At 68.4% G+C, this 26,399-nt stretch carries 26 protein-coding genes and 1 pseudogene; 20 read left to right on the top strand and 7 right to left on the bottom strand.

Annotated elements, in window-relative coordinates; all coding sequences use genetic code 11:
- Positions 1–28: 28 nt before the first annotated feature.
- The gene (locus MED01_RS33510) at positions 29–763 is read left to right on the top strand and encodes an HAD family hydrolase (RefSeq protein WP_238672465.1); all 735 of its coding nucleotides are present in this window, start codon (positions 29–31) and stop codon (positions 761–763) included.
- Here the strand turns inward: MED01_RS33510 and MED01_RS33505 are convergent.
- Positions 760–2,028: a helix-turn-helix domain-containing protein gene (locus MED01_RS33505; protein ID WP_238672464.1), complete on the bottom strand. Its 1,269-nt coding sequence runs from the start codon at positions 2,026–2,028 to the stop codon at positions 760–762. The genes MED01_RS33510 and MED01_RS33505 overlap by 4 nt on opposite strands.
- Before the next feature lie 187 nt (positions 2,029–2,215).
- On the opposite strand from MED01_RS33505, the gene MED01_RS33500 reads away from it, so the two are divergent.
- Positions 2,216–2,803 carry a class IV adenylate cyclase gene (locus MED01_RS33500; RefSeq protein ID WP_238672463.1) on the top strand — a complete coding sequence of 196 codons (588 nt, stop codon included), beginning with the start codon at positions 2,216–2,218 and terminating at the stop codon, positions 2,801–2,803.
- Positions 2,804–2,978: 175 nt separating this feature from the next.
- Here the strand turns inward: MED01_RS33500 and MED01_RS33495 are convergent, their stop codons facing one another.
- The 5 genes from MED01_RS33495 to MED01_RS33475 are packed head-to-tail and all read right to left on the bottom strand — an operon-like array spanning position 2,979 to position 7,064.
- Complete coding sequence (locus MED01_RS33495; RefSeq protein WP_238672462.1) at positions 2,979–3,791, bottom strand: endonuclease/exonuclease/phosphatase family protein; 813 nt, start codon at positions 3,789–3,791, stop codon at positions 2,979–2,981.
- Positions 3,792–3,806: 15 nt separating this feature from the next.
- On the bottom strand, positions 3,807–4,406 hold the full coding sequence (gene tmk, locus MED01_RS33490) for a dTMP kinase (protein WP_238672461.1): 600 nt from the start codon (positions 4,404–4,406) through the stop codon (positions 3,807–3,809).
- The gene (locus tag MED01_RS33485; RefSeq protein WP_238672459.1) at positions 4,403–5,506 is read right to left on the bottom strand and encodes a radical SAM protein; all 1,104 of its coding nucleotides are present in this window, start codon (positions 5,504–5,506) and stop codon (positions 4,403–4,405) included. The genes tmk and MED01_RS33485 overlap by 4 nt, the downstream gene beginning before the upstream one ends.
- A complete protein-coding gene (locus tag MED01_RS33480) occupies positions 5,503–6,480 on the bottom strand; it encodes a phosphotransferase (protein WP_238672457.1) in 978 nt (325 codons plus the stop codon). Before MED01_RS33480 ends, MED01_RS33485 begins: the two co-directional genes overlap by 4 nt.
- Positions 6,477–7,064, bottom strand: coding sequence for an HD domain-containing protein (locus MED01_RS33475; RefSeq protein ID WP_238672455.1), 588 nt, complete (start codon positions 7,062–7,064; stop codon positions 6,477–6,479). The genes MED01_RS33480 and MED01_RS33475 overlap by 4 nt, the downstream gene beginning before the upstream one ends.
- A gap of 36 nt (positions 7,065–7,100) precedes the next feature.
- On the opposite strand from MED01_RS33475, the gene MED01_RS33470 reads away from it, so the two are divergent.
- Complete coding sequence (locus MED01_RS33470; RefSeq protein ID WP_238672453.1) at positions 7,101–7,547, top strand: hypothetical protein; 447 nt, start codon at positions 7,101–7,103, stop codon at positions 7,545–7,547.
- Here MED01_RS33470 and MED01_RS33465 read toward each other — a convergent pair.
- Positions 7,537–8,142 (bottom strand): hypothetical protein, encoded by a 606-nt coding sequence (locus MED01_RS33465; RefSeq protein WP_238672451.1) that lies wholly within the window; start codon positions 8,140–8,142, stop codon positions 7,537–7,539. The genes MED01_RS33470 and MED01_RS33465 overlap by 11 nt on opposite strands.
- Before the next feature lie 363 nt (positions 8,143–8,505).
- Between MED01_RS33465 and MED01_RS33460 the strand changes: the two genes are divergently transcribed.
- The 17 genes and pseudogenes from MED01_RS33460 to MED01_RS36250 all read left to right on the top strand — a co-directional run.
- The gene (locus MED01_RS33460; protein WP_238672450.1) at positions 8,506–8,721 is read left to right on the top strand and encodes a hypothetical protein; all 216 of its coding nucleotides are present in this window, start codon (positions 8,506–8,508) and stop codon (positions 8,719–8,721) included.
- A 20-nt stretch (positions 8,722–8,741) separates the two neighbouring features.
- Entirely contained in the window at positions 8,742–11,240 is a 2,499-nt protein-coding gene (locus MED01_RS33455) for a sensor histidine kinase (protein ID WP_238672449.1), read from the top strand.
- On the top strand, positions 11,237–11,644 hold the full coding sequence (locus MED01_RS33450) for a roadblock/LC7 domain-containing protein (RefSeq protein WP_124771784.1): 408 nt from the start codon (positions 11,237–11,239) through the stop codon (positions 11,642–11,644). The genes MED01_RS33455 and MED01_RS33450 overlap by 4 nt, the downstream gene beginning before the upstream one ends.
- A gap of 24 nt (positions 11,645–11,668) precedes the next feature.
- Positions 11,669–12,229: a hypothetical protein gene (locus MED01_RS33445; protein ID WP_238672448.1), complete on the top strand. Its 561-nt coding sequence runs from the start codon at positions 11,669–11,671 to the stop codon at positions 12,227–12,229.
- Entirely contained in the window at positions 12,226–13,581 is a 1,356-nt protein-coding gene (locus MED01_RS33440) for an ABC transporter substrate-binding protein (RefSeq protein ID WP_238672447.1), read from the top strand. Before MED01_RS33445 ends, MED01_RS33440 begins: the two co-directional genes overlap by 4 nt.
- Before the next feature lie 20 nt (positions 13,582–13,601).
- The gene (locus MED01_RS33435) at positions 13,602–14,417 is read left to right on the top strand and encodes a class I SAM-dependent methyltransferase (RefSeq protein WP_238672446.1); all 816 of its coding nucleotides are present in this window, start codon (positions 13,602–13,604) and stop codon (positions 14,415–14,417) included.
- A gap of 28 nt (positions 14,418–14,445) precedes the next feature.
- Positions 14,446–15,324, top strand: a complete 879-nt coding sequence (locus MED01_RS33430; protein WP_238672445.1) for a branched-chain amino acid ABC transporter permease — start codon at positions 14,446–14,448, stop codon at positions 15,322–15,324.
- A complete protein-coding gene (locus MED01_RS33425) occupies positions 15,321–16,307 on the top strand; it encodes a branched-chain amino acid ABC transporter permease (RefSeq protein WP_238672444.1) in 987 nt (328 codons plus the stop codon). The genes MED01_RS33430 and MED01_RS33425 overlap by 4 nt, the downstream gene beginning before the upstream one ends.
- Positions 16,304–17,812 carry an ATP-binding cassette domain-containing protein gene (locus MED01_RS33420; protein ID WP_238672443.1) on the top strand — a complete coding sequence of 503 codons (1,509 nt, stop codon included), beginning with the start codon at positions 16,304–16,306 and terminating at the stop codon, positions 17,810–17,812. The genes MED01_RS33425 and MED01_RS33420 overlap by 4 nt, the downstream gene beginning before the upstream one ends.
- Positions 17,813–17,942: 130 nt before the next feature.
- A complete protein-coding gene (locus MED01_RS33415) occupies positions 17,943–18,380 on the top strand; it encodes a hypothetical protein (RefSeq protein WP_238672442.1) in 438 nt (145 codons plus the stop codon).
- 15 nt (positions 18,381–18,395) lie between these two features.
- On the top strand, positions 18,396–19,187 hold the full coding sequence (locus MED01_RS33410; RefSeq protein ID WP_238672441.1) for a methyltransferase domain-containing protein: 792 nt from the start codon (positions 18,396–18,398) through the stop codon (positions 19,185–19,187).
- 131 nt (positions 19,188–19,318) lie between these two features.
- Complete coding sequence (locus MED01_RS33405) at positions 19,319–19,990, top strand: hypothetical protein (protein WP_238672440.1); 672 nt, start codon at positions 19,319–19,321, stop codon at positions 19,988–19,990.
- An 18-nt stretch (positions 19,991–20,008) separates the two neighbouring features.
- Positions 20,009–21,157: a hypothetical protein gene (locus MED01_RS33400; RefSeq protein ID WP_238672439.1), complete on the top strand. Its 1,149-nt coding sequence runs from the start codon at positions 20,009–20,011 to the stop codon at positions 21,155–21,157.
- On the top strand, positions 21,147–21,884 hold the full coding sequence (locus MED01_RS33395; RefSeq protein ID WP_238672438.1) for a class I SAM-dependent methyltransferase: 738 nt from the start codon (positions 21,147–21,149) through the stop codon (positions 21,882–21,884). Before MED01_RS33400 ends, MED01_RS33395 begins: the two co-directional genes overlap by 11 nt.
- A gap of 209 nt (positions 21,885–22,093) precedes the next feature.
- Positions 22,094–22,354: a hypothetical protein gene (locus MED01_RS33390; protein ID WP_238672437.1), complete on the top strand. Its 261-nt coding sequence runs from the start codon at positions 22,094–22,096 to the stop codon at positions 22,352–22,354.
- A 349-nt stretch (positions 22,355–22,703) separates the two neighbouring features.
- Positions 22,704–23,390, top strand: a complete 687-nt coding sequence (locus tag MED01_RS33385) for a hypothetical protein (RefSeq protein ID WP_238672436.1) — start codon at positions 22,704–22,706, stop codon at positions 23,388–23,390.
- A gap of 657 nt (positions 23,391–24,047) precedes the next feature.
- A pseudogene (locus MED01_RS36250) lies at positions 24,048–26,327 on the top strand (EAL domain-containing protein); the annotation flags it as partial.
- Positions 26,328–26,399 lie beyond the last annotated feature (72 nt).

Here is a 26,399-nt window from a genome sequence, read left to right as displayed (position 1 = left end):
GGCGTGGCGAGGGTGCCACGATGCTTACATGAACCACAGCAGCGCCGGCTTGGTCATCTGGGACGTTGACGGGACGCTCATCCCCGCGGACTTGCGCTGGCTGACGCGCGCGATTGCTCGTGCGTACGGCATCGCGCAGTCCGAGGTTGTCTTCCCGGACAACAAGGTACATGGGTATACAGACGAGTCGATCGCCGTCGACACGGCGATCGCTTCGGGCGTGGACCCGTCAGCTGCGGAGGCGGGCATACCCGCCTTCCGTCAGGCCATTGCCGCGGTGATGCAAGAAGGTCGGCAGGAGTTGGCTGAGGTTCAGCCGCCGTATCCAGGCGCCGCGGCGAGCATCGCGGAGTTGCACGATGGTGGCTTCATCCAGACCGTGCTGACCGGCAATCTGCGTTCGGCCGCCGACGTGAAGCTGAACGTGGCGGGCTTGGATGAGTTTCTTGATCTTCGCATCGGCGGGTTCGGGTCGGACGCGCGAGATCGCTTTCAGCTTCCGGCAGTCGTGGCTCAGCGCTACTCCGCGGTCTACGGTGAGCCGCTTGATTCCGATCGAGTGATCCTCATCGGGGATGCGCCCAACGATATCGCTTGCGCGCGTCACGCCGGGTTTCGTGTCGCCGTCGTCGCTCACCGGATTGGGCGTCGAGAGCTGGTGTCCTACGAACCTGACCTGATACTTGACAGTCTCGACCCGACGACAGTGGTGGCCGCCGTCAGTTCGCTGCTGAATGCGGGCGGGTCGCCGGCTGCTCGTTAGGCGGCCATCTGTTCATCGAGTTCGAGGACAACCCGCTCGTCGTGCCATCGGGCCAACCGCTGTCGGGCTCGTTGAGCTCGAGCAATGCCACGATGATTTCCACCTGCTTTCAGCTGGTCGTAGGTGTTGCCAAGCAGGGTGCAGGATTGTTCAAGTTCGCCGGCCTCGGCGTAGGCACTGGCGAGATCCACGACTGCTGCCAAGGCGACGTTGACGTTGGCATGATCGTGCTCCAGCATCTGTGCTGCATTTTCGAGCACGGTCACAGCCTGGTGGGGCTGGCCGAGAAGAAGATGGCATGTGCCCGCATAGACGTGGAGGCGAGCGCTGCTCCAGTCGCTGTAGAGGCCGACACAGTCAACGGGTGACAAGTCGTTGACCGCTTCTTCTGCCCGCTTCAGGGCCGCCGTGGCCTCGCGTGGAAGTCGCAGGGCGGCGAAGGCTTGGGCCTGCTCGGCGGCCACTCGAGCTCGTGCGGCGGGACTGAGATCGGCGGACGCTTGGGCGGCCTCATTGAGTAGCCGCAGGCCGATCATGGTGTCGCCGTCTGCTCCGATCAGGGTGGCGGCTTCCGAGTGGAGGTTGCTCTCGAAGATGCGTGCAGTCGCGCTGATCCTGCGGTTGCCGAGCCGGTCACCGAGTTGGCGAGCGTAGGCACAGTGAGCGAGCGCGAGGGCACGGTTGCCCTGTGCGCTCCACAACCGGCTGGCGACGATCGAAGCTTCGGCGAGCATCGCTCCGATATCAGCGCGGACGGGCGCACGGCCTGCTTTGCGGTACAGCGCCGACAGGCAATCACGGTGGGCCTCGATCAGGCCAAGTAACGCGTCGGGTGACACGGCCTGGCGCTGCTGGGCCAGCATGCTGGTGAGCGTGGAAAAGCTGTTCCACTCGCCCATCAGGTAGTCGGTTCCGGACGGGCGAGCAAGCATCTCCCCAGCGGTGAAGGACGACGGCTCGGCAGCGACCTGAGATGCCTGATTGGCAGCCATGCCGCTGGGCATGTACCGGGTGCTGGCGAGCCGGATGCGATCGTATTCCTGGGACAGTCTCCCGCCGGTCCCCAACAGTTCGTCGCTTCGGGTCCAGAAGTCGCGCCCCACGCGCTGCCGGCCGGTTTCCACGTTTGCGATCGTGCTCCGTCCATAGCTCACCCGAGCCGCATACGTCTCTTGCGTGTAACCAACGGCTTTACGGCTGCGGGCCAGCATCTGACCAAGGGCGACCCATGCTTTGGCCACGTCTTGTGGCGGCACGCTCGACATCAGCAGCTCCCGATGAGTACGGACGCTCGCGCGAGGCGAGACACGGTGGCGTGGGGGCACTGTAGTGCAGGTCGGTGACGTGACGGCTACTCAGCGGCTTCCCCAACATTCTTCCAACAAAGTTCCGACATCGCCCTCGCGGTCCTCTGAGGTTGCGTGACCTGCGACTCTCGTAGGCTTCCTGCTCGTGACCCACGAATCAGCCAACAATGATCATGAGGTTGAAGCCAAGTACCGCGTTGACGACCCGAGAGGGTTGATGGCGGCGCTCGCCCGGCGGCAGGTGGTGTTGACGGAGCCGTCGGTGCAGGATGACCAGGCGTACGCACCAGCCGGCTGGTCGTACGGAATGTCGAAGGTCGGTGTGCCGTTCGCGCGTCTGCGCACCCAGGAGGGTCGCCATCTGTTCACCGTGAAGAAGCCGATCGACAACGAGATGGCGTGTCTAGAGCACGAGTGCGTGATTTTCGACCGCGACGCGATGCACGCTGCTCTCGTCACGATGGGTTGGGTGCCAACAGTGCGGATCGTCAAGCAGCGCCGGACTGGCGATTGGGACGGCGCGACAGTCTGCGTGGACGTCGTCGACGGGCTCGGCGCGTTCGTCGAGGTGGAGCGGGTGGTCAGCTCCCAACACTCGGGTGAACAGGTGCAGCACGGACTCGACGCGATGATTCGCTCGCTCGGTGTGCCGATGCTGCGGGTCGTGGACACCTACGACACACTGATCTGGAATCTGACGAGCGTGGCTGTTAGGACGTCGGCACCGATCTGAGGTGGTCGGGTCCGCGGGTGTTGGCGCCCCGGCTGTCCAGACTGTGAACCTCGGCCGCCGTGCTCAGCTGTCTTCAACTGAACTGCAGGAGTGGCATGTCGTAGCGGTCGGTTTGACGGACGCGCGGCCGCCGTGGCGATCGTTCAGAGGATCACGCGCCTATTCTGCCGCTCGTTCAGGAAGACGTACGGGACGTTAAGGAAGCTTCGGTGTTGGCAGTACCGGCGCCGCGCCCGCCGGTACGCCGTATGTCGATGTCGGCGCTATGCGCCCAGTGGTCGGTGAGGCCATCAAGGCGAGGTTGGTTCAGGTAGGCGGCGGTTGCCAGATGGGGCAGTAAACCAGCACCGGCGTGGAGATAGTCGAAGCGGTAACCGTTGCCGGCTCGGCCGATCCAGCTGTGTGCCTGCACCTTGGGGTACAGAGTCCGGTGGACGTCGGTGAGCCCGAGTGCGGTGAGAGCGTCGAGAAAGTCGTACTCGAAGGGTCGGAAGCCGGCGTAGCGGGGCTGGTGGTCGCGGCTGATGACGTTGTAGTCCCCGCCGACCACCAGGTGTGCGCGGTCGGTGGTGGGTAGTCGGCCCAGGGTGTCGGTGACGGTGGTGAGGAAGGTCCGCTTCTTGGCGAGCTTGGCCGGCGCCCGGTCGCTGGAGGGGACGTAAAGGCCGAGGATCGTCACGGCAGGGTCGGTGTCGAGGGTGAGGGCGGGGGCCCGGCCAGGCAGGCTGATACCCGCGGTGAGGTGTGGGGCTGAGCGGGTGGGGATACGGCTGGCGATGGCACAGCCGCGGTCTCCGTCCGCTGAGGGCTGGTGAGTGATGAACAACCCGGCTGCGCGCAGGCCGCTGAGCAGGTGACGGGTGCCGGGTCCGTTGCTGGTTTCGGTCAGGATGACCACGTGGTCGTCGCGCTGCAGCAGCCAGGTCAGAAGGTTCTGCGCCCGGGCGAGCGCAGTGGCCTGCACGTTGATCGTCAGGATGGACAGCACGGTGAGCCTCGCTGGTCAGGGGCCGTCGGCGGGTAGCAGGCCGAGGATAGTGTCCACCACCTGCTCGGGGGTGAGGCCGTGACAGACGACGACGTGTTGACGCCACTGCTGGCGGCGCAGGTGAGCCGCGGCGTCGCGGTAGAGGATGAGTTCCTTCTCGGGTGAGCCGGCCAGCTCCAGCCTGGTCAGCTGCGGTCGGGCTGCCAGTCGGGTGCGGATGACCTCTGGGTGGTCTTCGAGGTAGATGACGGTAGCGGGCAGGACGTAGCGGTTGTAGGACCAGATCTCACCGAGGTCGAGGCCGTCGATGCGCTGCAGCACCAGCGAGGAGGCGACGTAACGATCGGTCACGACGTGGAGTCCGTCGTCGAGCCGGGGGATGATCTCCGTTTCGATGTGCGCGGCCCGGTCCGCCGCCACAGCGAGGGCCAAGGCCTTGCCGTGTAGGAAGGATTCCTGCCGGCGCAGGAGTTGACCCAAGGGTGTGCGGGTGGGCTCGCCGGTCAGGTGAACCCCGGCCGATCCGAGTTCGGCGAGACGGTCGGCTAGAAGGCGGGCGATCGTGGTTTTGCCGACTCCATTGGGCCCTTCGACGGCGATGAACAGACTGCTCACCCCTTCGACGGGGACAGCGGCAGCAAGCGACGGCCGTTGGGTTTGGTGATGGGGCACTGGTCGCTGTCGACGTCGCCTATGCGGCCACCCGCGGCGACGACCGCAGCCGGGCAGCCCTTGCCGCACTGCCCGGCCACCTGGCAGGAGCCGCAGGTCGGGTTGGCGCCGACTTTGTAGCGGGTGTGGAAGTCGTAGGCGTCGAGGCTGGGTCCAGCCTCCCCGTCGAGGATGTTGCCCGTCAGGAACTCGGTGTCGCGGTGCGCTGAGGCGGGCGTGCGGGCGGCGAAGACCAAGTAGGGGCAGACGGCGACCTGGCCATCGACGAAGACGTAGATCAGCTTGCCGGCGTCGCAGCCACCCAGCGGCAGGTTGTCGTTGGGGAAGCGAATACGGACGAGATCGAGCTGGTCAGCGAAACGGTCGGTCACCGCCCGGATCGCGTCCATGGCAGTCGTGGTCGCGGCGAGCTTGCTGCGGCTCTTCACTCCTCGGCCGAAGGACGACAGCGGGTTCATCAGCACGTATTCCGCGCCGACGTCGACGGCGAACGCACACAGGTCGGCGAACTCCTGCGGGGTGGTCAGCGCGTTGGGTGTGGACAGCAGGCCCTTGAGTAAGCCGGCATCGGCGAACTTGCGGGTGGTCGCGACGGTGGTGTCGAACGACGACCGGTTACCGCGGAACTTGCCGTGGCTGTCGGGACGAAATCCGTCGAAGGACACGTTGACGTGGACGTTGCCGAGGGCGGCCAGGGCGTCGATGTCAGCGTCGCGGGTCAGCGTCGCGTTGGTGCAGATTCCCAGCGGTAGGTCTCGGTCGGCTACGGCCTGGCACATGGCGATCAGGTCGGGGTGCACAAAGGGCTCGCCCCCGGTGAGCGTGAGGCGTTCGACGCGGGCGTCGAGCAGCCGTGGCAGCACGCGGGTGGTGAAGTCGACCCCGGACAGGTCGGACCCGGCTGCGGTCGAGGAGACGAAGCAGTGGGCGCAGTGCAGGTTGCAGCGTTCGGTGATCTGCACCAACGCCTTGCGCCCGTCGCCGCCGACGGAGGTACGGAAGTAGCAGGACGAGGCGTGGGTGTCGACGATGAGGCGCTTCACGAGAATCTTCCTGTAGTAAATGATGAGCGGCTGGCGCTGATGGGCGGTGCTCCGAGCAGTTCCGCTGCGCCGTGGAGTTGCCGGAGGACGACTTGGGTGTGGCGCCGATCGGTGGGAGCTTGGTAGTGGCCTGCGGCGGTGGTAGTGAGCAGCCAGCAGGCTGCCCACACCCGGTGCCAGCCCAGCGCCCATCGGGCAGCGGGAAGCCCGCCCCGGTCGGCTTCAGTGTCTGGATGCCCGCCCGCGGCGACGTAGGCGTGGATGAGTTTGGTGAGGAGTCGAGGTTCGGTGGGTGTGCGGGTGCCGAACCAGGTGGCCAGGTCGAGTAGGCCCGGCCCGTTGAACGCCTTGGCCCAGTCGACGACGCGGCAGCCGGTGCGGCTGACGTGCAGCGACGTGCGGTGGAATTCGCCGTGACACAGCCCGAACGGTGGCCGCTCGGCACCGTCGGCTCTGTGTCGTGCGGTGGCAGCGAGTCGCTGCAGCACCGCTTCGATCCCTTCCGCGTCGTGGGAGAGACGCCCTTGCCGACGGAGCTCGTCTAACACGTCGAGTCCATGCTCTGGTAGCCCTGCCAAGCTCGCTTCGTCGAAGGTAGGGAGGTTGGGGATGCCGGCAGTTGCATGGACCCATCGGGCCGCGGCGGCCGCCTCTGCGAACGTCGCGATCCGGCTCGGCTCGCCCAGGTCCTCCATCAGCATGCCTAGCCCGTCAGGGCGCAGGGTGTAGCCGTTCAGCAGCGGGACTGGGTCTTGCTGGTTGTTGAGCGCGCGAAGGACGGTCGCTTCGCCGGTGAACGGTGCGGTGGCGATCTTGCAGATCAGGCTGCGGCGGTCGGGGTAGAACCAGCGTTCGACGGAGGACAACTCCCATGCCTGAATGATTTGTCGCTGCGTCGGCACTCGTCGTGATGCGGCGAGCAGGTCGCCTCGTAGCTGCGTGCAGAGCTGCTCGTCGAGCGTGCCGCTGCTCACCGCGCACCCACTCGCTGCGGATAAGCGGTGGCGCGCTCGAGCGGCGTGAGGGCGGCGTCGAGATGCGCCGACATGCTGGCGGGCAGCCGAGGATGTGCGGCGCGTTGGAACGCCCGAAAGTGCGGCAGTAGTCCGCGTAGCGCCGCGCGCCGGTCGAAGAAGTCCGGTGCGTTGCCCGAGCTTTGGGCCCGACGTAGCAGCGAGGTCAGGGCGACAATCTTGTCGGCGGTGGAGGCGAGTAGCACCGGTTGGTCGTCGACGCGGATGGGCGGGTCGGGTTCATCAAGGGCGCGGTGTTCGACCTGGAGAGCGGCGATGATCCGGGCGACCTCGGTCCCGTAGTTGGCGGTGAGGGTCTGGTAGACGCCCCGCTCTCTCGGGGCGAATTCCGGTGCGTCGTGTAGGAGTGCGGCGATGATGACGTCCTGTGCTGGGGCGGGGACGTGTTGCCCGATGGTCACTGCGACGCGCAGCGCGTGGACCAGGGCTGGTCGGTCGTCGATGGTGTGTCCCGCGCACCAGGTTCGAGCGTCGCGGAGGGCGCGTTCGATGGCGGCGGGGCGGGAGGGCGATAAGACCGTCATACCCTGGTACCTCCTGATTGTCGTACGATCGTCGGCATGTCGGGGCCCCTTCCGCAGTGGTGTGAACAGACCTGCGTGGTGTGTCCGGCTCAGCAACTCGGGCCGGGCCAGTTCGATGTCATCGACCGGCCGGGACCCGAATTCGCGTACCGACCGGACCTGGGATGGCGGGCAACCGCGGACGGTGTCGCCATTTGCGTTCATCCGTTCCGGGTGGGCCTTCCCGCCGGCCGGTACGCCTCGCAGGGGGAACTGGTCCCCGATCAGGCGCCCCGACCGGCGCCGACGGCGGCGGCGCTGCAGTTGCCCACCGACGTGGTCGATTTGGAAGGTTGGCTCGTAGCCGTCTTGCGGCAGGCACCCGCCGAAGAGATCTTCGCCGCTGTTGCCCGCGCCGAGCGACTGGCCGCCGAACGATTCGGAGCGAAGAAGGCGGTGACGGCCCTGCGGCGGGTGCTGTCGGTGGAGTTGGCTAACCGCTGACCCCGGCGGCGAGCGGCTCGTTGAGGTCGAAGTCGAAGTCGTGGCTGCGTCCATCCCGGCCGAGGCCGGCCGCCTGGTAGCGCTCGTTGAGCAGGCCGAGACGTCGATTAACCTCGGCCGAGTCCAGCCAGTACCGCAGTGGCTGCTCTCCCCACCCGGCGGCGGCGTAGTAGGCGTCCGTGATGCCCCCGCGGATGTAGGTGAACTCCTCCAACTCGGTGGCATGGGGGAAGGTGACGCCCAAGTCGCCTTGCAGGCGCATCATCAGCGTGAACTGGGCCAGCACGGCGTGGATCATCTCGTCCACCGGCGCCGGCACCAGCAGTTCGGCGGCGCGCTCGTCGCCGCCGGAGAGCTCGAACACGGCCGCTTTGAGCGCCAGCACGCGCAGCGCTTCGTCCAGCAGCGGAGCAGCATCGCGCTCCAGCGACCAACGGCTGATAGCCGGGTAGCCGGTGAACGTGGCCCAGCAGGTGGAGTACTTCATCGACGAGCTCAGCAGCCGACCATAGGCCGGGTGCGCCTGCATCTTGTCGAGGATCTCGGCAGCCCGATGGCCAACCTCTCTGACCTCCGGCATGGATGAACTGGTCATGGTGCATGCCCTTTCAAGCGGTCGTGGACACGACGGGCCGTCGCGCCGCCAGGCGGCTGCGGCCCCTCACCGCCTGCTCAGTCGACGCGGACGGTGACTCAAACATCAAAAGTCGTCGACGACCGTGTCGATAAGGGATGTCATCCAGTTCCGACAATCCGCTGACATTCGTCTCTGGGTGGATGTTGTCGATGCCGGGAATGTTGGCGGATTGTCAGAACTGCTTGGCAGGGCTGGCCGACATTGATCGATCTCGTCTTAGGTCGCTCTATGCCGGCGTCATCGCCGCCGCTGCGCTGCTTTACCAGCCAGCGATACCAACTCACCGAGGGAAGGTTCGCCGTGCCTGTTGCCAGGAGGCTCATGCCCCTGCTGATCACGCCGCTGGTGGCGCATTTGGCCATCGCGCCGCAGCTGCTGGTGTCGACCGGCCGGCAACTTTCCACCAGCCGCCCTGTCAGCGAGCAGGCGCTTGTTATGACGACTCGGCCCGCGACCGGGCGGCGCTCGCCGCGTGACACGGCGTGGAGCGGGCGTGGTTGCCGGGCCGCATCCACGGACAGCCGGGCGGCGGTGTGAGCGCGTCCAGTGGCGGTGCGATGCGGATCTCACGGGTCAGAGTGGGCCGCCGGTTGGCGGATATCTCGGTGCGGTGGAAGGCCGCGCTAATCGTGCTGCCGACGGTGCTGGTCGCGATGGTGTCGGCGGGTTTCGGACTGTGGTCCTCCGTGGGGGAAGCCCGGGCCGCCGAGGGGGCCGGGGACTTGTTCTCCGTCGGTGCGTCGGCGACAGAGGTGACTCAGCGACTGCAGGCGGAGCGGATGACCGCAGTGGGTCTGCTGCTGCCGGGGTCGAAGGTGACGCCAGCGGATTTCGAGCGGGCCGTGCAGCGCGCCGATGAGGCGATCTCCCGATTCCGGGTGCTGCGAGGAGAACTCGAAGATCCGCCGGGGGGTGTGCGCGCTGTCCTGGCCCGCGCTGACGCCGGGTTGGTGGATGTGCAGGCGCAGCGGCAGCGGGTGCGCGGAGACGGCCCGGTGGCGCTGTCCGCCGTGGCATTCGGGTACCGGATCGTCATCGCCGATCTGGGGGATCTGCTGTTGGCGGTGGCTCAGAGCGGCGTGCAGCCGCAGCTCGCCGATGAAATGCGCGCGTCCGCGGCGGTGTCGCGGGCCCGTGAGGCGGTGGGTCAGCAGCAGGTGGCGGTGTTGCAGGCGGTGGCGGCGCGGCGGTTGACTCCGGCGCTGCACGCGGAAGTCGTGGCCGCTCGTACCGGCCAGGACGAGGCGTTGCGCGAGTTCGACGCGTTGGCGCGCCCGTCATGGAGGGCGCGGTTGGGACGCACCTTGACTGGCGGGGACGTCCTCGCCGCGGTGCGGCTGGACGGGCTGGTGTCCGGCACCGGGGTGTATGAGCCGGTGCGGTTGCCGGGCGGGGCCGGGCAGTGGAGCCGAGTGATGACCAGTCGCGCGGATCTGTTGGCCCAGGTGCAGACGGCGGTGAACGATGACATCGCGGCTGCCGCCGACGACCTGTGGATAGCGCAGGTCCGGGCCGCGGCGGTGCAAGCTGCGGTGCTGTTAGTGATGTTGCTGGTCGCCGCAGTAACGGCGCTCCGGGTGGCCCGGTCGCTGGTCGCGCAGCTGTCGTCGCTGGAGCAGGGCGCCCGTCGGGTCGCGGACGTGGAGCTGCCAGCCCTGGTGGCGCGGCTGCGGGCAACGTCGGATCCAGCGGCGGCGCAACGGCTGGCCGAGGACACCGGACGCGTGGCGGTGCCGGTGGTTGGCGGGGACGAGGTCGGCCAGGTCGCAGGCGCTTTCAATCTAGTGCTGGACGTGGCGGTGAACGCGGCGGTGGGGGAGGCACGGGGGCGTGCCCTGGTCATCGCCATGATCACCTCCGTTGGTCGACGCGTGCAGGCCCTGACCGACCAACTACTGGGCAGCATCGATCGTCTTGAGCTCGACGAGGAGGACCCGGACCGGTTGGCGAGGGTGTTCGCCGCAGACCAGCAGGCCACCCGGCTGCGCCGTTATGGATCGAATCTACTGATCGTTGCCGGTGGTGGCCCCGGCCAGTCGCAGCCACATCCGGTGGTGCTCGCGGACCTGGTGAACGCTGCTCTGTCGGAGACCGAAGGCTTCGCCCGGATCACGATGGAGCAGCTGGTCGAGATCGAGGTCGACGCCCGCGCGGTCGACGCCGTGAAGTCGATCCTCGCGGAGCTGCTGGACAACGCGACCCGGTTCTCCGCCGCGCAGGTGCGGGTCTTCGCGGGGTGGTCGGGGCATGACGTGCGGATCCTTGTCGCCGACTCCGGTCTCGGGATGAGTGTGGAGCAGTTCGACCGCGCCAACGCGCTGCTGGCGAGCCCGGAGATGGAGGTTGCGGTCACTGACCAAATGGGCTTGGTCGTGATCTCCCGGCTGGCGGCAGAGTTCGGGGTGCGGGTACGGCTGGGCGCTACCGAGCCGACCGGCGTCACCGCCGACGTTCTGGTGCCGGCTGAGTACGTCACACGGGTGCACGTTCGGGAGATCGTCGTGCCCGGCCACATTGAACGGCCGTCCCGGCGGGCTCCCGCGCCGGCGGCTCACCCGGTCGCGGCGCCGTGGGCGGGGACCGAGTGGACTGGTCCAACACGGCAAACCCCCGTGGTGCCGGAGCCACCATCACCCCCGCGCACGGACGTAACGATGGAACTGCCGCCCGTGCCTCGCCAGCGGGGCCCGGTGTCATTGCCGGTGGGCGCGCCGCGACCGCCGGACCCGCCGATGTTCCAGGCTATGGCGGCCCAATCGCCGTGGTTGTGGCCGTCCGCCAGCGACGAGCGTGGTTTCAGCACCGACGCCGACGCGGGCTGGCAGGCGGCGGCGTCCGCCGCCGAACCAGCAACCGATGGACGCACCACCTCCGGTCTGCCTCGACGTCGCCCCCAGGCGCACGTCGTCCCGGGCGGCCTGACGGCACAGCGGACCCCCTCGGAGCCCTCCGTGCAGATCGACCCGGCGGCGATCCGGGCGCAGGTCGCCGGCACGATGCGCGGCCTGCGAAACGCGCCGTCAACCCCTCCCCTCCCGACAGGAGAACGCCGATGAGCCCCGCCACTACTGCCCGCAATTCGCAGCTGTCCACTGTTCTGAACAACCTGGCCAGCCAGATACCCGCAGTGGCGCACGTCGTCGCGGTATCCGGCGACGGGCTGCTGCTGGCCAGCACCGACAGTCTGGACACCGACCGCGGCGATCAGCTCGCCGCGATCGTGTCCGGCCTTGTCAGTCTGGCGCGCGGCGCCACCGACCTGCTGCAGACCGGCGGCGTGCACTTCCAGATGCTGACGATGCGAGACGGGATCCTCGTCGTGCAGCAGGTGCCCGACGGGTCGTCACTGGCGGCGCTCGCCCGCAACGACTGCGATACGTCGCAGGTCGCCTACGAGCTGGCCACCCTGGCGGCGCGCATCGGCGACGCGGTCAGGCCAGGGCCGCGAACGGCCGGCTGAGCCGGCGTGCGGGCGGCGAAGAGCATGAGCGCGAACTCGTGGGTGATCGGACCTGCCGCCCCGACGGTCAAGGTGCTGGTGACCGGCGGCGCGGGTGTGGGCAAGTCCTGCTTCCTTCGGGCCGCGCAGCGTGGCCGCGCAACGCTGCCCGGCCAGCCGGGCGCGGTCGGAGAGGTCGGCTACGCAACCCTGTCCTCCGGGGTCACCGTCGTCCTGCATGTGACGCCGGAGCTGCGGCGCTGGTGGTGGGTGTGGGACCACCTCGCTCTCGGCGCCACCAGCGCAGTCGTGCTGGTCGACACCACCCGGCTGCCGGTGTCCTATCCGGCGTTGGACTACCTCGACGCCCGTGCCCTGCCGTACCTAGTCGCGATCAACCGGCCGCTCGGCGGTCCCCGCAACCGCCACGAGATTCGCGATGCCTTACGGGTGAGCGCGCAGGTGCCGGTCCTGACCTGCGACGCCACGGAACCCGCCTCCGTCCTGGCCGTTTTGCACCGCCTGGCCAGCCCTGTCATACCACCCCAGCACCACGTACGGCCCTCGCACCATCCCCTCAGAACGGAAGGACGTCCAATCTCGTGACTCCTCAACCAACCGGCCGCCGGCACCATCGCTGGCGAACGGCGATCGCCTCCATCGTTGCCACCGCCCTGCTCGCTGTCGCCGGCTGTGCCGGGTCGAGCCTCAGCGACGCGGATACCAACGCCGCCGAGATCCGCATCGGCTTGATCGTGCCCAAAACCGGCAACTACAAGGCGATCGGTGATGACCAGGCCGCCGGGTGGCGGCTGGCCCTGGACAAGCTGGGCGGCAAGCTCGGCGGTCGACCCGTGAAGGTGATCGAGGCCGACGAGGGCGACGGCAAGGCCACCGCCCTGGCGTCGGCGCGCAAGCTCATCGAGCAGGACAAGGTCCTTGCTCTCGTCGGCGGGGGGACCGCCGACACCGTGCAGACCTTGTATCCGCTGCTGAACGAGTCCAAGGTGCCGCTGATCGGCATGGGTGGGCGGCCCTCCACGATCGCCGATCCCACCTATCTGTGGTCGACATCGTGGCTGAGCCAGGAGACCGGCGCGTCGATCGCCGGCTACCTGCGCACGACGGTCGGCAACGGCCGGGTGTGGGTGATCGGCCCGGACTACATCGGCGGCCGTGATCAGATCGGCGGCTTCGTCACCGCCTTCCGCAAGGCTGGCGGGCAGCTGGCGAACCCGGATGGAGAGCCGACCTGGACGCCGTGGGCACCGGCGCCGACGACGGAGTTCTCCCCGTACCTGACGAAGATCAAGGAGGCCAAGCCGGCGGCCGTCTACACCTTCTACGCCGGCGGGTCGGCGATCGAGTTCGTCAAGCAGTACCGCCAGTTCGGCATCACCGCGCCGCTGTACGCCTCGGGCTTCCTGACCGAAGGCGCGCCACTGGCGGCGCTTGGCCCGCAGGCGAAGGGCATCTACACCGCCCTGAACTATTCGCCGACGCTGGACAACGCGGCCAACAGAGACTTCGTAAGCCGGTTCACCGCAGGTAACGACGGGAAGCTGCCGAACGTGTACCACGTCTGCGCGTGGGACGCAGCGCTCGTGTTGGACAGGGCCATCTCGGAAGCACTCGCCGAGCCTGATGCCCCCGCGACCACACCCGCCGGCCCCGGCACCGCATTCGCCTCCAGCAGCCCTGCATCCAGCGGCAGCCCGGCTGCCAGCCGCCCGGTTGCGTCGCCTGCCGCCGCGAGTTCGGCGGCCACGGGGCTGACCTCGCAGACCCTCACGGCGGCGTTGCCGCGGGTGGGGCAGGTCGATTCGCCGCGGGGCGCCTGGCAGTTCGGGCCGGTAAACCACACCCCTGTGCAGGCGTACTACCTGCGGGAAGTGGCCCAGGACGGGCAGGTGTGGGTCAACCGCACCGTGCAGACGCTTACCACCCTCGGTTCCTGACTCCGAAAGGCATAGACACCATGAGCGCGACGACGACCGGTGCGCAGGCCGGGTACATGTTCGACAACGCCACCGACGAGGCCGCCAACCAGCTGCGTCACCTCGCTGAGATCCTCGACGCTGGCACTCGCCGGACCCTGTTCGAGCTTGGGGTCGGGCCGGGCTGGAAGGTCACGGACATCGGCGCCGGGGCGGGCACGCTGACGACCTGGCTGGCCGACCAGGTCGCCCCGGATGGGCACGTCACCGCCGTGGACCTCGACCCCCGCTACATCCCCGAGGGTCCCAATGTCACCGTCCGGGCCGGCGACATCCGCGAGCTGGAGCTGCCGGCGGGGTCGCAGCAGGCAATCGTGGCCCGGCTGGTGCTGATGCACCTGCCCGAGCGGGAGCAGGTCCTCGCCGACCTGACGCGCGGTCTCGCTCCGGGTGGCGCGATGGTGGTGGCGGACTGGGACTGCACCTGGCGCGACATGATCCGCCGCAGCCCGAGCCCTCGGGCGACCGAGCTGATCGAGCGGTTCCAGGACGCGCTGCTCGCCTACGGGGAGTCTCGCGGGGCGGAGATGGGCTGGGCGCAGCGGGCGCCGGAGGTGATGCTGCGCCTCGGCCTGGTCGACGTCGACAGCCGGATCGAGTCCCGCTCGTGGCGCGGCGGCACCGGCATCTGCCGGCTGCACCACTCCAACTCGATTCAGCGTGAGGCCGAGCTGGTCGCTGCCGGCATGAGCCGCGACGACTTGGCCGAGCTGCGGGAGGTGCTGATGGACCCGCAGCTGATGCTGTCGGGCTACCTGATGCACACCACCATCGGCCGGCGCCTCGCCCCAGCCTGACCTGACCGACGTCTGGAAGGAGAGTGCCGTGGGCCTGAGCGGGCTCGTCAACCCCTACACGATCACCGCGCTGGACGGAGTCGCGTACGGACTGCTGTTGTTCGTCATCGCGGCCGGACTCACGCTGATTTTCGGCGTGGCCGGCGTGTTCTCGATGGCCCACGGCACCCTCTACCTCGCTGGCGCCTACATCGCCTGGCAGCTTGCCGACGGCGGCTGGGTCGGCCTCGGCCTGGCCCTCGCCGCGGCGGTCCTGGTCGGCGCCGTCGGGGGAGCGGGCCTCGCCGCCGCGGTGCGACCCCTCACGGACCGGCCGCTGGACCAGGTGCTCGCCACCCTCGGGGTGGCATATATCGCCGCCGACGGGTTCAGCACCGTCTTCGGCGCCGAACCGCGTTCAGTCGACCCACCCCGCGCGCTCGCCGGGTCGGTCAGCCTCGGCGGCTACCAGTACCCGGTCTACCGACTGGGGTTCATCGCGGTCGCCGCCCTGATCGTCGTGCTGCTGATCTGGCTCGTCGAGCGCTCCCGCACCGGAGCGGTCGTTCGGGCCGTGGTCGCCGACCCCGACATGGCAGAGGCCACCGGACTACGCACCCGCAGGACCCGGGCTGCCGTGCTGGTCGGTGGGGGAGTCCTTGCGGTCACCGCCGGCGTGCTCGGCGCCCCGGTCATCGGCCCGGCCCCCGGCGTGGACGCGACGATCCTGGTCTACTCGCTGATCGTCTGCGTCGTCGGCGGCCTCGGCAGTATCCGCGGCGCCCTGCTCGCCGCCCTCGGTGTTGGACAAGTTCTCACGCTCGGCGTCGCTCTCGTCCCCGGCGCCGCAGCGTTTGTCCTTGCCGCCGCGATGCTGGTCGCGCTGACTGTCCGGCACCGCCCTTCGCTTGCGGGACGGCCCGCGTGACCACCACCCTCACGCCCCCCAGCACGGCCACGACCGAACATCGACCCGTCGGCCGGGCGGTGCGCCTGGTACGTGTCGCTTCGGGGATCGTCGTCGCGGTGGCGGTGGCGCTGCCGTGGATGGTCAACGCCTATGTCGTCTCGCTCGCCGCCACCGCCTTGGTGATGGCGGTGCTCGCGATGAGCGCCCAGCTGCTGGTCGGGCTGGCCGGGCAACCACCGCTGGGGCAGGCCGCGTACCTGCTCGTCGGCGCGTACACCGCAGCCACCCTCGCCACGCTGACCAACCTTGGCCCGATCCACCTGCTCGCAGCGACGACTGCCGGGGCCATCGCCGCGGCCGTGACCGGCCTGCTTGCGGTGCGGGTTCGGGCCACCACCTTCCTCATGGTCACGTTCGGTGTCGGTGAACTCGTGCACGCCGCCGCCAGCCAGTGGGTGCCGGGCGGCAGCGAAGGCACCCACACCCCACCGGTGGTCGCGCTGCCCGGCCTGCCGCCAATGGTCCGGCCCGGCTGGGTATACCTGTACGTCCTCGCGTGCACCCTGGTTATCGGCGCTGCCGTCATCGTCCTTACCCGCACTCGCTTCGCCCTGCTCCTGCGCGGCATCGCCGCCCACGAGCCCCGCGTGCAAGCCGCCGGCCACCACACCAGCCGGCTCCTGCTCGCCGCCTACACCCTCGCCGGTGCGATCGCTGGCGCGGCCGGTGCGCTGCTCGTTGCGGTGACCCGCTACGTCTCGCCCGCTGACGCTGCCATGGGCATATCCGCGATCGCTCTCGCCGCCGCGCTGATCGGCTCGGGCAGCATGATCGGCGCCTGCGCCGCCGCGATCCTCCTCGTGGCCGCCCGGGACTGGGCCGGTGGGCTGCTCAGCGGCCACGGGAGCACCCTGCTCGGCCTGAGCTTCCTCGCCCTGGCCTACCTGCCCCGACACCGGCTGGCCGGGCTCTTCACCCGACGCGACCGGGAGGGGACATGAGCGCACCGCTGCTTCGACTGGACACCGTCAGCCGCGCCTACGGCGCCCGCCGCGTCGTCGACGAGGTCAGCCTCGACCTGCACCCCGGGGCCCGGCACGCGCTCATCGGACCCAACGGCGCCGGCAAGAGCACCCTGCTACACCTGATCGCCGGCACCCTGCGGCCCACCTCGGGGCGCATCCACTACGCCGGACACGACATCCACCGCTGGCCGGCCCACCGCCGCGCCCGGGCCGGCATCGCCCGTACCTGGCAGCATCCCACTCTCGCCCGCCCGCTGACCGTCGTGCAGAACGTGCTCCTCGCCGTGCCCGGGCAGCACATGGCCGTGCTGCGCGAGCGGCCTCGCGCGTCGGCGGCGGCCCTGGACGCCCTGGCCCAGGTCGGGCTGGCCGAGCACGCCCAGTGGCCCACTAGTCAACTCTCGTACGGCGACCAACGCCGCCTCGAAGTCGCCGTCGCCCTGGCCGCCCAGCCCCGACTGCTCCTGCTCGACGAACCCTCGGCCGGCCTCGCCACCACCGAGGTCGCCCGCCTCGTCGAGCTGATCCGCGCACTGCCCACCGACATCGCCGTGCTGCTGGTCGACCACAACCTCGACGTCGTCAGCGCGGTCGCCGACACCGTCACCGTCCTGCACCACGGCCGACACCTCACCACCGGCACCCCCAGCGACGTGCGCGCCCACCCCGACGTGCGACGCGTGTACCTCGCCGAGGCAGACCACACCGACCACGTGCCCACAACGCCTGGCGCCGCCAACGGCCCATCTGCAGCTGTGCCGCCCGTCCTGCGGGTGCGCAACCTGCGAGCCGGCCACCACGGCGCACCTGTGCTCACTGGCGTCGCCCTCGATGTGCAGGCCGGGAGGGTGAGCGCCGTCGTCGGCCGCAACGGCGCCGGCAAGACCACCCTGATCAACACCATCGCTGGCCTGCACCCCGCCCTGTCAGGCACTGAAATCGTCCTCAACGACCGGCTGGTGACTGGCCTCTCCGCCCGCCGCCGCTGCCGCGCCGGCATCGGCCTCGTTCCGCAAGGACGCCGCCTATTCGCCGGCCTCACCGTCGCCGAGCACCTCGCGCTACCCCGACCGCACCCCGGCCGCCCCCGCACCGTCACCGCCCGGCAGATCCTCGACCTGTTTCCCGCGCTGGCCGAGCGCCGTCACCACCGGCCCCACCAACTCTCCGGCGGCGAACAGCAAATGCTCGCCTTGGCCCGCGCCCTGCTCGCCGGGCCGCAGGTGCTGCTACTCGACGAACCCTCCGAAGGCCTCGCCCCCGCCATCGTCGGTCAGCTCGCCGCGATCATCACCGGCCTCGCCGCGACCGGCAGCGCTGTCCTGCTCGCCGAGCAGAACCTTGCCCTCGCCCTCGACATCGCGCACGACGTCGCCGTCCTCGACCGGGGCACCCTCGCCCTGCACGCCCCCGCAGCAGACCTGCGTGCAGATCCCGCCCGCCTGCACGACGTGCTTGCCGTGCCTACGGGATCCACATGATGACCACCAGCGCCTCCCTTCACAGCCCAGCGAGGCGACCTCCGCGCCTCGCTTGCACCCCTGCATCTGGCGGGTCCGGCCCCACCAGGTGCAGGGCCGCCGTCCGAGCATCCATCGCGGGCGGTGGTGGGTGGTTGGCGTCGTCGACCCGAACGGCGTCGCCGACCACTCCAGCCACCTGCAAGCAGGCAAGGGCGGTTGCATCGTGAACGACGACGACACCAGCCTCTGGCTGCTCACGGACCTGGCCAGCTGCACCACCTGCCGAGGTCTCCTCCAGCCCTTCGCCGCCGCTCCCCGTCGCCGGTTCTATGTCTGCTTCTGCCCTGGGGCCCTGTACGACGCGCAGCACCTGGAAGCACTCGTTGTCGGCTTCGCCGCCGCCTACGACCGGCGCACCGCGGCCACCCGGCCACTCATTACCTACCAGCGATGGCAGGAATCCACCCGAGCCGACCTACGCCAACACCTGATCCGGCTTGTCGAGCAGGCCCTCGTCCATAGTCCCGAGTCCGTCGAGCTGCTCTGGACCCACAGCGGCACCAGTGTTCTCGCGAACCAGGGTTGAACCTAGGAGGAAGCGATGACGTCCACCCAGCAGCGCAACCAGATAAGCAGCAGCACGCCGCCCCGAGACCTCACGAAGGTGTTCGACCCGATCGCGACACGTGAATTCGCGCGTATCGGAGTCCGAACCGGGCAGCGAGCTCTCGATGTCGGCGCTGGAGCTGGTTCGCTCACGCGTTACCTCGCCGGCCTGGTCGGATCGTCGGGTCGCGTCGTCGCCCTAGACGACGACGCGAAACTGCTCGACCCCACCGCGATCGTCCACGTCTACGAACGCGACCTGCGCCACGGTCTGCAACTACCCGCCGAAGCCGCGCCGTTCGACCTGATCAATGCGCGCTGCGCACTGGCGCCGCTTGCCAACAGAACCGAACTGCTCGACGAGATGATCTCCCTACTGAAGCCGGGCGGATGGCTGGTCCTCGGCGACATCGTCTACGCCCAGATGTGGGTGCACCGCGCTCCCTCCCCCGAAGACGCGGAACTACTCGCCACCGTTGTGCACCGCGTTCTGGACGTCCTCGCCAGCCAGGGCGTCGACCTGCACTGGGGAGACAGGACAACCTCCCTGTTGCTGCACGCCGGGATGAACCACGTGCACGCCCGCACCACCGCCCGCACCTGGACCGGCGGAGGCCCCGGCTGCCAGCTCTACGCCGACAACGTCCACCAACTGGCCGACCAACTGCTGGTCGACGGCGCGAGGGAGGAGGACCTGGACCGCTTCGCCGAGCTGATGGCCGACCCGATGGTGGTGCTGCGTTCCTACCAGTTCACCTCCACCATCGCCCAAAGCCCCGCCCACTAGCGCGCCGGGCCAGATCGAACCCATCGGCTGGCTGCCACTTCACGCCCACCGACGTGAGCAGCACCTGACCGGCGGCTCGCGCCTAGCCGCACAGTTCCCGCCAGCCCCTCGACGAACGCAAGGGAACAACCATGCACCTCACGATGCCCCGGGCACCGCAACCGGCGCGAGGGCTCCACCAGATGCCCGCTCGGAGGGCAATCGACCACGCCGCCGCGCGGCAGACACTGGGTGATCTCCATGACGCCTACCAGTGGGCGATCTACGCTCACACGCTCGCCGACCGCACCAATCACCCCGCAGAGCGCCTCGACGCGGCGGCGATGCTGGCACCCCTGGCCGTGCTGACCGGACACGCCGACCAGGCCGTCACCGCCTACCGCGACCTGGTCGACCTCGCCACCGCCGAACTCGGCCACAGCCACGAGCGGACCCTCTACGCCCGAGCCGGCATGGCCGAGGCACACCACCGCGTCGGCCGCTGCGAAAAGGCAATTCGAGACCTCGCAGACGTCTACACCACTGCCACACAACGGCACGGACCCGAAGCGCCGGTCAGCCTGAAAACGCTCACACAACTCGCGTGCCTTTATCGCGACTGCGGATGGCGCGACGTCGCCCATCGCTGCCTCACCGTCGCCACGACCATCGCCACCCGCTACCTGCCCAGAGGTGATCCACATCGCGCCCGCATCACGGACATCGTTGCGACGCCCGCCAGTGAAAACCACCGCGCCGTCTGCACCCAGGCAACCCCCTCATGGCCAGCACTGACCGGCTTGCCAACCGTGAGAACCATCTGATCAGGAAAGGGACACGCTATGCCGTCGCGGAGCACGCCGGTTACCCCATGGACGCCTGCGTTCGTTGCCGACGCGGTCGCCGCGACGCTCAAGCGTGCCGTCGAGCAAGACCTACACCAGGCGATCAGCGAGGTGGCCCGCGAGCGCGGCCTATCATCCGCCACGGTCGACGAGTGGGTGGCGCGAGCCCGCTCGGTGCCAGCCGCCCCCGTCCCGCCGGGACTGGTGACCTGCCATGACTGCGACCACCCGATGATCCTGGTGCAGCTTCCCGGGTGCCCGCCGGTCTACCTGTGCATGCCCGCCTGCGGGCGCGCACCCGTGCCAGCGCAAGCGCTGCGCGACGCGGTCGCCCAAGCCGTGCTGCACCGCGCCCCTCACCTCGTACCTCCCGGCAAGACTCATTGCGCTGCCGCGTACGCACCCGGTGGCATCCACCGCGTCGCGGTCGGCGCCGGGCCCACCGACCTGCACGTCACGTGGCGATCCGAGCCCCGACAGCTCGTCGGACCACGGATGTCCATGGCACAACGCCTCACCTACGCCTGGACCCGCGCCGAGCACGGCGACCATGCACGCGCGATCGAAGCTCTGCAGACCGGCCTGCTGCACACCGATCCCACCAACGACCTGCCCGCCCTGGACGTCGCCACCGCAAACGCCGCCGCTCTGCTCGCGGAACTCACCCTCACCCACGGCGACCCCAGCGCCGCCCTGTCCTGGGCCCGGTGGGCTTGCCGCTCCTTGCGACGGCTGCGCGGCGGCACATCACCGGAGGCACGTGCCGCCCTCAAGGTCCTGGCCACCGTCTACCGCCGTACCAGCAAACTCCCCGAAGCGGCCGACTGCTACCGCGATCTCGTCCGCCACCACACCCTCGCCGACGGTCCCCGGGCATTGCCTACCCTCGCTGCCCAAGCGACCCTCGCCCTCGTCCTCTATCAAGACGGGCACTGCGTCCAAGCGCGTCAACTCCTCGCCCGGACCACCGCCGAGCACCGCGCCACGCACCCGGGTCACCGCGATGGCCCGCGCCTGCGCCAAGAACTAACCCGCATGCGTGCCACCTGCGTCGACCAACGCCACGGCCACCCGGCCGGAATCGACGACCCGCCACACGACTCCACGGCGGCATTCACGATGGGAGCTCAACGCCATGATTCCTAGCACTAGCCGCGCTGATCAGAACAACGACACCGACGCGCCGACCGGCGGACAGCAGTGGCGTACAGCGGCACAGACAACACTCACGCGACTACTGACCGACCAACTCGAGCGGGTCAACGTCAGCACCGGTCACCGAGTCTTGGACCTCACCGGCGCCGCCGACATCGCGCACGTGTCCCGCCTGGTCGGCGCGAGCGGACACGTCACCGCCGTCGACGCTTCAACCGGAACGGATTCACCTGCTGATCCACGTGGCTACGACATCGTGATCGCCCACCGTCAGCCAGACCACCTCGACGCGCTCGCACCGGTGATCGCGCTGCTCCGCTCCGGGGGCTGGCTCATCCTCGCCGGCACCATCGTCGCCCCGCCGGTCGTGTACACCGCTGTCCCGGGTGGCACCACAATCATCGACAAGGTTATCCGGGCGATCAACGCCCTCACTCGTTCGCCGGCGGCCTGTCCCTCGACCGACGCCACCGTCCGGCTGCTCGTCGCCCTGGACATGGACCAGGTGTGCGCCACCACGCATACCGAGACCAGCCGCGGCGGCGGACCCGGATGCGTCCTCTACCGCCACGCCGCCCGGCACCTGCGGGATCAGCTCACCGGCACCGTCGGGTTCACCAACGCCGAACTCGACCGGTTCGACCTACTCATGCAGGACCCGGGGGTCCTGCTACGCGTCGGCAGCAACGTCACCCTTCACGCCCGCATGGCCACCTGATGCTGACTGCCCCGAAGCCGGCAACCATGCGCGCGTATCGGCCTAACGCAGGGTCGCGACCACCATCGGTTCGCCCGCCAACGTCTCCGACCAGCCAATTCGAGAGTCGCTCGTCGCGACCGACACGTCGCTCAGTGACCGCAGCCCCCAATCTGTGCCCCAGGCCAATCTGACCAGGCGGTGAGGAATTGCGCTTGGACGGTGGGTCGATGGCGGGCAAGCGGCGTCGCATCTACGCGACGCTGCTCGCGGATCCCACGCGGACATGGACGGTGCGTGAACTGGCCGCCACAGTGGATACCCCTTCTGAGGACACCATCCGCCCTTCAGAGGGCACCGTCCGCGACACCTTCAACGTGTTGCTCGCCGACGGACACCTGCGGCAGGTGCCACACCGGCGATCCCTGACGGCCATGCTCACCGACCGCGGCCGACAGGCACTGGCCAACCTGCTCAGCAGTGCCACCTAGCGCCTACAAGCCAAACAACAGACCGAGCGACGTCCGTGCGCATACGTCCCGCTGCCAACCGACCACACCGACGCCGGGTCGCCTCAACGTCGAAGCGTGCCAGCGCCAGCTCTCTGACCACTTACCTATCCAGCGAGGAATCATCGCCGCGATGCCCATGCCCCGAACGACTACTCTCGCCCACCGGGTGACTGCGAGCGCTCTCGGAGTCCTGCTCACTGCCTGCCAATCAAGCAGCCCCACCGGCCAAACCGGCTCGCACCCTGCGTCCGCACCTCCACAGCAGCAGGGCAGCACGTTGCCCGCAACGGCCGCCACCGATCCCGGCCTCACCCCGGACCAACGCCTGATGACACTGGCCTCGAGCGTCGCCAGCACTCCCGCCGATGCCTCCACCGGCCTGCCGTACACCTACCTGCACACTCAGTCGTGGACCCGTGCCACCAACGTGATTACACGCTCTGATGTGCATCGCTGGCGCCGCGACTCCGACAGCTCCGGCCGAGAGTTAACACGCCAGCTTCCCAATGTGCCTGGCCTCACCCACCGCCCGACACCGGCGGAGCGGAGCAGGTTCCCGGCAGCCCCAGAAAAGACCACGCGATACCTGGCGGGCGAACTGCCGCCGTATCTGGCAGAACCGCTGCCCGCCGATGCCACCACGCTCGCCGGCTCCCTAGCACCACGGGAGCTGGCTAACGAGCCTGCCTACCCCCGAATGCTCGTCCACGGCGTCATCGGCCTCGCCACCAGCCAATATCTCAGTCAGGAGCAGCGCGCGGAGATTCTGTGCGTCCTGGCCGGCGTGCCGAACATCTCCTTCGGAGGCGAGCAGACAGACCTGGCCGGACGGGCCGGCCTTGGATTCAGCGTGACCGCCGACGGCTCCACAACGCAGCTCATCCTCAACCCTGGCACCGGTGAAGTCCTCTCTGCCCACGAACAGGTGACCGGCGCTCGGGCGGGCCTCTTCTCCCTTGTGCTGATCCTCGATCGCGGCCGCGCCGCCACCAGCACACCGTCCTCACGACCCTGACCTAGCGGCTCGTCGGGCGGGGGAGGCATGAATCGACCGCGCAAGATCGGCCGGGGCACGGATCTGCCACCCGCGCTCGTCCTGCAAGCCGCCGCGCAACAACGGCACCTCGGGTCCGCTGGCCCACATCTACTGCACCGTGGGCCATCCCTAAATACCCGATATCAGGACGATAGCGCCACCAGTGCGGACGCGGAGCGGCGGCAGCGTAACTGCTGGCCAGGGTGTCTACGAGCACGTGAATGACGACGAAACCTGGCTGCCCCCAAGGCCGGGCATTGTCAGTTCGTGGATCCCGTCCCCATCCCCTTAGTCATTTGTCCGTTACATGGAGTGACCAGGCTGCGGGGCGCTAAGGGTGATGGCGCACCTCATGTGGCTGCGAGGTTGCACTGGGCTACCAATGCTCGCCTCGAGTGCGCAGGCGGTTGACTTTTCGTTACGTCGGTGCGTCCCAGTGCGCGGTAAGTGACGAAAACGACTCTTTGCAGTTGATAATGGTCGACACGCGGTCATATGTTCCAACCATTAGAGAGGCGGGAGAGGGGGTTCAGTGATGCGCAAGGGCGTTGAGTGGGACTAAGGTTGGCTTCACCTGTTAATGTGGACGATCTGTTGCAGGGAGGGCTGAGGTTGATGAATACGGGGGAATGATTGATGTCATCCCGACGACGCGGGCCTGCGCTGGTGCTGCTGACGATCACAGTCTTTGCGGCAGCGCTCTCAAGCGTTCTGTGGGCGGCGATAAACCTACATCAACCGACGCCGTATTATTTGGTGTACCCAATAATGGGTACGGCCGTGATGGCGGTCGGTGCCATCTTCTCGGCGCCTGTGCCGCCCCGTATACCTTTTCGGATCACGCTGACGCCGACGGCGACGCTGTTGTGCGCATCAGTCTTGCCTGTCCCGTGGGTGATTATCTGCGCCGCCGTCGGCGTCACCGTGGCCCGAATCCTCACACGATACCCACGTTCCGCTGGCGTGCATAAGGCTATCCACAACGTCAGTATGGATGTCGTAGCCGCCGCGCTGGCCGCCGTAACTATGCACGCCTTCGGTATACGTCCGAGATTTGAGGACTCGGGGCTGGCAACTTCCCGGTGGCAACTTTACATACTGGGATTCCTCGTCGCAGGGATCGCGGTGCTAGCTCTACAAGAAATAGTCACGACGGCCGCAGCGACGCTGGCTACTGGCCGTCCCGTCCTGACGGTTCTGCGCTACATGTGGCGTACACGACTGATCGTGGGCTTCGCTGAAATCGGCACGGCAGGTTTGGTTTCGATTCTCACCGGCCTCGATATGCGGGCATTGATAGCTCTGCCTGCCGCAATGTTAGTCCTGCATCTGGTGCTGACACATCGCCTTCGGATCCGTGACGAACGGCGCGCGTGGGAACACCTTGCCGTGCTGAGCGATGCCTTGGCCAGCCGGGACATCGATGTCGTGATCCGGACTGCGGCTGCCGGGGCGGTGAAGCTCTTCGGTGCTCAGGCCGCGGACATCGAGATTGCGGGCGGCGGCCGGTTGGTTCGTGCCGACCGCGACGCGGCGGTGGTGTTCGACGGTCCGGCGGCAGAAGTCCCTGTGTACGCCGCTGGCGCCCCACTGCCGATCGCACACGAGATTGGCGCCAAGACGACTGGACTGCAAGGCACGTTGAGGCTGTACCTTCGTGGTCCTCGCGACAGGTTGTCCGCTCGCGAGCGTTCGACACTGCGGGCGTTTTCGGCGACGCTGTCAACGAGCCTGGACATCGCGCATGCCTACGCCTTGATGAGGCACGAGGCGCATCATGACCGCGACACCGGCCTGCCGAACCGGGCGACGCTGCTCACCCGGGTTGCTGAGAAGGCTGCGGACACCTGCCACGTGGTGGCAATCCGGCTAGAGAACTATGAGTTCCTGGCTGACGCGGTTGGTCGCGATCGTGCTCTCGTCCTGCTGAACGAGCTGGCGGCACGGCTCAGTCGCATATCGAGAGACGCGGCGGAGGTAGCCCGGGTTGGCGACGCGGAGTTCGCACTCGTGATGTGGGCTACGACAGAGATGAGCGCCTACCAGCGGGCGTGCTACGCCGTGGCAACCCTGCGCCGACCCATTCACATCGGAGGCTCGCTGCTAGCGGTCCGGGTGAGCGCAGGCATGACCTCAGGCGCCCCCGACGAAGCCGCCGCTCTACTCGACGCGGCGGAGCGGGTGATGTGGTGGGCCATCCGGCAAGGCCAAGACCGTTTGGTCACGTATCAGGCTGGCCCGATTCAGACCTTTCCGCTCGCACGAGAGCTCGATGACGCACGCATGTCGATCTCCTTCGAACCGATCGTTGATCTCGCCTGCGGTAGCATCACGATGGTTCAGTCCGTGCCCCGTTGGCTGTACTCGCGCTATGACGTGCTCGCCGCCGACGGGTACGCGTACCAACTCCTTGACGACCAAGACGCGTTGGAGGGTCTCGCGAGAACCGTGCTGACCCGATCGATAGCCGCCGCCGCGACGTGGCGGAACGCGCTCCCGCACGCTGCGCTGGTCGTGCCAATCCCTGCCCGCGCCGTGACACCCCGGTTCGTCGATGGGTTGCGCGATGCGCTGCACGGTGGCCTGGCCGGCTCCTCGCTCGTGCTTGCACTAGGCCAGCCAGCGGATCTACCTCCCGGCGATGCCTCGGAGCAACTCCGTCATTTGGGTGTCCGGCTGCTGTTAGAGGACTACGGCAGCAGCACGCGGAGCATTGAGTCGCTGAACGCGGCACCGTGGCACTTTTTGCGAGTGCACCCGGCCTACGCGCTGGACGCGGGTTGGCGCCCCGCGCGTTCGGTAATCCGCGCGGCCGTTGACCTAGCGATCGATCTCGACCTAGCAGTCATCGCACCGGGCATCGCCAGCGACGACGAGCGACGCGAACTATCGGCTCTCGGTTGCGCCCTCGGAAGCGGCCCGCATTTCGGCGGCGAGATGTTCCCGTCCCAGATCAGGGATCACGCGACCCTCTGGCAGCCGTCCGCT

This window comes from Micromonospora alfalfae, from assembly GCF_022230925.1.
Taxonomy (GTDB): Bacteria; Actinomycetota; Actinomycetes; order Mycobacteriales; family Micromonosporaceae; genus Micromonospora; species Micromonospora alfalfae.
The sequence above is the reverse complement of the archived record's forward strand: the minus strand, read 5'-3'. Positions and strand labels throughout refer to the sequence as shown.

Excerpts from the sequence above, each read along its gene's own strand:
- MED01_RS33510 (WP_238672465.1), top strand. The coding sequence starts at position 29 with ATGAACCACAGCAGCGCCGGCTTGGTCATCTGGGACGTTGACGGGACG.
- MED01_RS33505 (WP_238672464.1), bottom strand. The coding sequence starts at position 2,028 with ATGTCGAGCGTGCCGCCACAAGACGTGGCCAAAGCATGGGTCGCCCTT.
- MED01_RS33475 (WP_238672455.1), bottom strand. The coding sequence starts at position 7,064 with ATGACGGTCTTATCGCCCTCCCGCCCCGCCGCCATCGAACGCGCCCTC.
- MED01_RS33470 (WP_238672453.1), top strand. The coding sequence starts at position 7,101 with ATGTCGGGGCCCCTTCCGCAGTGGTGTGAACAGACCTGCGTGGTGTGT.
- MED01_RS33465 (WP_238672451.1), bottom strand. The coding sequence starts at position 8,142 with ATGACCAGTTCATCCATGCCGGAGGTCAGAGAGGTTGGCCATCGGGCT.
- MED01_RS33460 (WP_238672450.1), top strand. The coding sequence starts at position 8,506 with ATGCCCCTGCTGATCACGCCGCTGGTGGCGCATTTGGCCATCGCGCCG.
- MED01_RS33455 (WP_238672449.1), top strand. The coding sequence starts at position 8,742 with ATGCGGATCTCACGGGTCAGAGTGGGCCGCCGGTTGGCGGATATCTCG.
- MED01_RS33450 (WP_124771784.1), top strand. The coding sequence starts at position 11,237 with ATGAGCCCCGCCACTACTGCCCGCAATTCGCAGCTGTCCACTGTTCTG.
- MED01_RS33445 (WP_238672448.1), top strand. The coding sequence starts at position 11,669 with ATGAGCGCGAACTCGTGGGTGATCGGACCTGCCGCCCCGACGGTCAAG.
- MED01_RS33435 (WP_238672446.1), top strand. The coding sequence starts at position 13,602 with ATGAGCGCGACGACGACCGGTGCGCAGGCCGGGTACATGTTCGACAAC.
- MED01_RS33420 (WP_238672443.1), top strand. The coding sequence starts at position 16,304 with ATGAGCGCACCGCTGCTTCGACTGGACACCGTCAGCCGCGCCTACGGC.
- MED01_RS33410 (WP_238672441.1), top strand. The coding sequence starts at position 18,396 with ATGACGTCCACCCAGCAGCGCAACCAGATAAGCAGCAGCACGCCGCCC.
- MED01_RS33405 (WP_238672440.1), top strand. The coding sequence starts at position 19,319 with ATGCACCTCACGATGCCCCGGGCACCGCAACCGGCGCGAGGGCTCCAC.
- MED01_RS33400 (WP_238672439.1), top strand. The coding sequence starts at position 20,009 with ATGCCGTCGCGGAGCACGCCGGTTACCCCATGGACGCCTGCGTTCGTT.
- MED01_RS33395 (WP_238672438.1), top strand. The coding sequence starts at position 21,147 with ATGATTCCTAGCACTAGCCGCGCTGATCAGAACAACGACACCGACGCG.
- MED01_RS33390 (WP_238672437.1), top strand. The coding sequence starts at position 22,094 with ATGGCGGGCAAGCGGCGTCGCATCTACGCGACGCTGCTCGCGGATCCC.
- MED01_RS33385 (WP_238672436.1), top strand. The coding sequence starts at position 22,704 with ATGACACTGGCCTCGAGCGTCGCCAGCACTCCCGCCGATGCCTCCACC.